At 36.8% G+C, this 5755-nt stretch carries 7 protein-coding genes; 5 read left to right on the top strand and 2 right to left on the bottom strand.

The features are described from left to right. Positions 1-427: 427 nt before the first annotated feature. From BFN00_RS08230 to BFN00_RS08210, 5 genes are all read left to right on the top strand, one after another. Entirely contained in the window at positions 428-760 is a 333-nt protein-coding gene (locus tag BFN00_RS08230) for a plasmid mobilization protein (protein WP_071851094.1), read from the top strand. After that, positions 750-2375 carry a relaxase/mobilization nuclease domain-containing protein gene (locus BFN00_RS08225; RefSeq protein ID WP_071851092.1) on the top strand — a complete coding sequence of 542 codons (1626 nt, stop codon included), beginning with the start codon at positions 750-752 and terminating at the stop codon, positions 2373-2375. The genes BFN00_RS08230 and BFN00_RS08225 overlap by 11 nt, the downstream gene beginning before the upstream one ends. A gap of 76 nt (positions 2376-2451) precedes the next feature. Continuing rightward, positions 2452-2766: a type II toxin-antitoxin system Phd/YefM family antitoxin gene (locus BFN00_RS08220; protein ID WP_071851090.1), complete on the top strand. Its 315-nt coding sequence runs from the start codon at positions 2452-2454 to the stop codon at positions 2764-2766. Then, positions 2763-3050: a type II toxin-antitoxin system RelE/ParE family toxin gene (locus BFN00_RS08215; RefSeq protein ID WP_071851088.1), complete on the top strand. Its 288-nt coding sequence runs from the start codon at positions 2763-2765 to the stop codon at positions 3048-3050. Before BFN00_RS08220 ends, BFN00_RS08215 begins: the two co-directional genes overlap by 4 nt. Before the next feature lie 233 nt (positions 3051-3283). Further along, positions 3284-4225: a replication initiation protein gene (locus tag BFN00_RS08210; protein WP_071851086.1), complete on the top strand. Its 942-nt coding sequence runs from the start codon at positions 3284-3286 to the stop codon at positions 4223-4225. Here BFN00_RS08210 and BFN00_RS08205 read toward each other — a convergent pair. Both BFN00_RS08205 and BFN00_RS08200 read right to left on the bottom strand, forming a co-directional pair. Continuing rightward, positions 4214-5059 (bottom strand): DUF2971 domain-containing protein, encoded by an 846-nt coding sequence (locus BFN00_RS08205; protein WP_071851084.1) that lies wholly within the window; start codon positions 5057-5059, stop codon positions 4214-4216. The two genes, BFN00_RS08210 and BFN00_RS08205, sit on opposite strands and share 12 nt — an antisense overlap. Positions 5060-5139: 80 nt before the next feature. After that, positions 5140-5484, bottom strand: coding sequence for a hypothetical protein (locus BFN00_RS08200; RefSeq protein WP_071851081.1), 345 nt, complete (start codon positions 5482-5484; stop codon positions 5140-5142). Between the last annotated feature and the right edge of the window lie 271 nt (positions 5485-5755).

The following is a 5755-nucleotide window of genomic DNA, read 5'->3' as shown; positions in this document are numbered from 1 at the left end:
GGATAGTTTGTGTAGTCGCTGATGACTATACGCTTCTGACGGGCTATAGACGTGGCTTTTTTGTAGGGAGCGCCGCGACCACCGAGATCTACACGCGTAAGATCGTCGGCAGCGTCAGATGTGTATAAGAGACAGGTATTGTGTTGATGAACTTAAGCTTTCAATAGACATTTAATTTTCCTTTTATAGTAATGTTGAGCCTTTATGGTAGCACATTATTTATATTGGGCAAGGACACACAAAGGGTACTCTAGACAAAAACTAAAGTTTTCGCTAGATTACCTTTTGTGCCTTGCAAGGGAAGAATCCCTTGACCCTCTTTTCGACTTTATTTCCGCAAGATTTATGGCCATGAAACATAGCCAAAATTCTTACGGAAAAAAGCCGACCCCAAAACCTAAAAGCACCAAGTATTTGATGAGTTGTTATGAAAGAAAAAACGCTTATAAAACGTAATAAGGAAATCAAAGTCCGTTTAACAGAAGCTGAACATCAAGCCTTACTAGAACGTATGGAAGGTGGAGAGCTTGCAACTTGGATTCGAAATACTTGTCTAGATGAGAAGCCAAATAAAAGAAGAAATTATAAAGCGGCAGATCCTCAGCTTTTAGCAGCTTTAGGGCGTATTGGTGGCAACCTCAATCAGATTGCGAGACAAGTAAATACTGTGGAATCTGATATAGAAAAACTTAGAGCCTTTGCAGAGTTGGCAGTCATTCGAGAACAACTACAAGGAATCTTAGCCAACTATGATCGTTAAATTTTTGGGAAATAAGGGAGGTGGTAGTGCAGGCGCAACAATTGACTACCTACTTGGCAAAGATCGGGATAGACCAGGTGCAGTTTTACTGAGTGGAGATCCTGAATTAACCCAACGATTAGCAGATAACCTGGACTTCCAAAATCGCTATACGGTTGGAGTGCTTTCATTTGAGGAATTAAACCTCGAAGAACAGCAAAAAGAAGCAATTATGCAGAGCTTTGAAGAAACATTACTTGCAGGGTTAGAGCGCGATCAATACGACATTACTTGGATAGAACACACTGATAAAGGGCGTTTAGAGCTTAATTTCGTAATTCCAAATGTTGAATTAAGTACAGGAAAGAGATTACAGCCTTATTTTGATCAAGCTGACCGCCCACTTGTAGAAAACTGGAAGCAAGTCACCAATTTTGAGTACGGCTTAACAGATCCTCATGCACCAGAGAAAGCTCAAGCAATTAAAACTTTGAATAGCCAAAACCTACCTTCAAGCGTCAAAGAAATTAAAGAGCAAATCGGGACCGCAATTGCTGAACAAATTAGTAATGGCAATATCCAAAATAGGCAAGATGTAGTTGAAACCCTGAAGGGTGCAGGCTTTGAGATTGCTAGAGAAACAGATAGATCAATCAGTATTAAGAATCCTGACGGAAAGCGAAATATTCGTTTAGAAGGCGTAATTTATGAAAATCGACAATTTGATAAGCAATTTGCAGAAGAACACCGCCGAGCAGGACAGGATTATCAAAGAACAAGCCGAGAGCGTTACGACACAGCACTTGGAAAGTTACAACGCCTTACTGAGAGCAAGCAGCAAGGAAACCGAGAAACTTTTAAGGTCAAACCTTCAAACCATCCAAGACCAGCAGCCGAAAATCAGAAACGCTTTGCGTTTGAATATTCTCACGGGAGCAGTTTTGGGCGTGTTGATTACAGTGTTTCTGATCTTTCTTGGCGTAAATTGGTGGTTAGCGAAGCAGATCCAGAAGAAGCAGCAGGAATTAGCCGAAATCAATCTCAAAGTAGAGCAGACACCTTTAGAGAAACAAATCTTGCGGAGGGTGAGACTGCAAGAGAGCGAAGACAAGAAAACTTTATACATCATGGCGAAGAACAGCAAAAAAGCGGACGCTTACGAGACCACAGCCAGTCAAATGGTACTGAAATTAGAAAAATAGAATCTAACTTCAAAACTCCTTTTGAAACTCCATTTAATCAGTCAAATGCTGGAATGGAGCTTTTGAGAGATAGCGGAAGTTTATTTGAAAACTTAGCTACCTCAAAAGAAGCAAAGCAGGACGTAAAACAGAGTAACCCTAATCAAGCGGAACAAGATAATGCCCAACGACTTTATGAATCGCTACAAAGACTTATTGAACTCGTTAGAGAAGCAATTGAAAGAGCTAAACGCTATAAATCAAAGTCAGAGCGAGCAGATCGAAACCTTGAGCGTTCAGAATCAAGTATTGAGAAGTCAGAACGAGGAATTAGCCAATCAAAATCAGCAATTAAACAATCTGAACAGCAAATTAAGGGAAGTGAACAGCAAATTAGCCAACAAATGAAAGAAAAACGGGCAGAAAGGAACGCAAGTAGAGGATTTGAGCGTTAAATTTAATAAATTCTTCTAGATTACTTGCAGAAAAAGTCTAAAATAGACAAAACGCCTACTTTTATGAGGTTTTAAAATGCAAGTTATTACAGCAAAAGATGCAAAATCACGCTTTGGTGAGTTACTAGATACTATGCAGCGAGAGCCTGTCTTAGTAACCAAGAACAAACGTCCTGTTGGCGTATTTTTATCATTAAAAGATGTAAAAGGTACTCACTTAGAAAGCCTTTTTGATGTCCAAGATAATGATTATGAAGACTGGGAAAAAGAGAAAATTACAGAAGCGTTAAATGCTTTGAAATCGCATCCATCTGACACGAAAGAAATGAAGTCAGTCCATGCTACTGCAATGCAAAAAGCACGAGATTTAGTAGCGAGCCGTAAAAGATGACCTATGAAGTTTCTTACTTGCCACAAGCAGAACAGGATTTAATTGAAATTTTGGCGTATGGCATAGAGACATGGGGCGAAAAACTAGCAGAAGGGATGTATTTAAAAATTACTGAACAGCTAGAAACTCTGTATTTCTCGCCAAATCGAACCAAAAAGAAGGGAAGTTTAGGAACAAGAGAGATGCTTATTTCTGATAGTCCATATCGGGCAATCATTCAGATTAATGAGGGTACAAAGCAGGTTTTTATCCTAAGAATTCTGCATACTTCTAGAAATATATAACTGAATATTTGTCCATATATTGACAAATATTCAGTTAGAAAATGAAGAAAATCAATAACTTTTAAAACCGTTAAAGTTATGTTAGATTTTCTTTCAGGCGAAAAAAAAGCAGGTTTGGCGACCCGCTTTCTTTTCTTTGTTTAACAAATACTTAAAGCATCTGTAAACTCAAATTCGATACTTGTATTTTACCGATGTTTTGAGCGTTTGCAACCTTTTGGACGTTGCAAAATATGAATGTTGCTCAATTGGCGGATTTTTTTAACAATCTTGCCTATAAACCATACTGTGCAGACGATTTACTGTACGGACTACAAATAAGACCGAAGAAAACGGCAATCAACATGCAGTACATACAGGGTAATCAGCCTTGTATGATTCATTACTTCTTTTTTGATATAGATCGTGCCGAAGCTGTCATGGCTTGGCATGATGCAAATCTACCAATGCCTTATTGGACAGCACAGACCTTGAAAAATGGTCATGCTCATATCTGCTACAAATTAGAAATACCTCTGTGTACCAGTGAATTAGCCAGTCAAAAAGCCATTAGCTATGCAGCTAAGATCCAAGCCGGACTTGCAAATAAACTTGGTGCTGATGTTGGGTACAGTCACCTCATTACAAAAAACCCTTTTCACCCTGATTGGCGTACAACTTTCTGGACTGAAAGAGCCTATACGCTCGATTATTTAGCTGATTTTGTCGAGTTACCCAAGAAACTAAGTAAGAAACAAGAGGTTTCAGGGCTTGGACGTAACTGCACCCTGTTCGATACAGTGCGTAAATGGGCATATACGGCTGTTAGAGCGCATCGAGGTGGTATTTATAATACTTGGCTAGAGGAAGTCACTAAACAGTGTTTAAGCGTAAATGAAGCGTTTTTAGAAGCATTGCCGTATTCAGAAATAAAAGCTACTGCCAAGAGTATTGCTACATATTGCTGGAAAAAAGATGCGTACTGTTATCAAGAATTTATAGATCGTCAAAGTCGTAAAGGACAATTAGGTGGCGTAAAAAGTAATTCTTCTAATGGTGGTAAGGCTAGATCAAAAAAATATACTCAAGCGAGGGTTCAGGCTAAAGAGCTTTACCTTTCAGGAATGCGTATACAAAAAATATCTGAGACACTTAATGTTAGTAGAATGACAGTAAGTAGATGGTTAAAGAGTTAAATGTCGAATGTATAGATCAAGTGTTTCTTGAGGAGATAAATGGTCAGTTTCTTGCTTTGAAAAATCAGATGAAAGCCTATAAGACGTGAGATTTTTTTTTAAATGAAAATATTCGATAGAGTTGTTCCTACAAAAATCATAGACTTTTTGTGCCATCTCTGGAGAAGCCTTACAGCCAATAAATATCTCTTTAACAGCATCTAAAGGAATAGAGTCTAGCAATATGATTGGATCATCTTCTTTCTTTTTATATTCTATTAAATCCTTTTGCCACTTAGATAATCGAACCTCATTTTCGTATTTCCAACATTCATCTTTAGCGAAGAAAGTATTAATAGGTATACTCTCTGCATGATCTAAAATTATTTTATGATCTAAGATTAATCTTTCTTTTCCGTAGTGCACATGATCAATATCCTTAAAATAAGGATGATTTGGATCGAATGCTATAGCAATACCTTTATGATCTCTTGAATAGTGTGACCACATCAATATGTTATCAGGAATACCAAATTTAGATTCGCTTAGACACAAGCATGCGATACCTTCTTTTCCACATAAAGAATCAAAAATTTCTTCGTCATCAAAATATATTTTTTCATCGTTCAATGAGTCAGTTGTGAGTTGATACTTTTTAAACACGACAGCTCGGTTATCTACATCAATATTTATATTAATTGGATACGATAGATTATCTATACTTTGTTTCTCTGCACAAAGGAGGAAATTTCCTTCAAATGGGTCATTAAAATCGTTTAATGGGGTATATTTTAAAGTCTCTTTCTCAAGAAAACTTAGACCAGAACTCTGATTAAGATATTTTATATAACGCATTCAATAATTATTCCTAATGATGTAACAGTGCAAGCCTAAATCAGATATCAGCTGACTTAGGCTTTTTATCTTTCATTTAGTTAGCTAAGTTCTATAGTCTCTATTGTTTTTCCTTTTAACTGATTCTTTCTAGATGCTGTTAAGTGCACTCTTTTGAAGAGTTTAAAGAATTCTTCAAGTTTAATATCAAACTTTATTACTTTATATTTTTCTTCCAATTCTTCGTTTGTAATATAGGCTTTAACAGTTATTTCACTATTTAAATGTTCTCCATGAAAGTAGGTATCTATTCCAACAACTATATCCTTAATTCCTAATTTCTTATCTAAATAATTTCTTATCCCATTGAAGTCCATATCATCTAGTGCAATATCACCTTGCCAATCATTGTATTGTGTTGATGAACTTAAGCTTTCAATAGACATTTAATTTTCCTTTTATAGTAATGTTGAGCCTTTATGGTAGCACATTATTTATATTGGGCAAGGACACACAAAGGGTACTCTAGACAAAAACTAAAGTTTTCGCTAGATTACCTTTTGTGCCTTGCAAGGGAAGAATCCCTTGACCCTCTTTTCGACTTTATTTCCGCAAGATTTATGGCCATGAAACATAGCCAAAATTCTTACGGAAAAAAGCCGACCCCAATACCTAAAAGCACCAAGGATTTGATGAGTTGGTATGAAAGAAAAAACG

The sequence above is a fragment of the Acinetobacter sp. AR2-3 genome (genome assembly GCF_001878775.1).
Classification (GTDB): domain Bacteria; phylum Pseudomonadota; class Gammaproteobacteria; order Pseudomonadales; family Moraxellaceae; genus Acinetobacter; species Acinetobacter lwoffii_D.
Note: the sequence above shows the minus strand (reverse complement) of the source record. Positions and strands in the feature narration are given on the sequence as shown.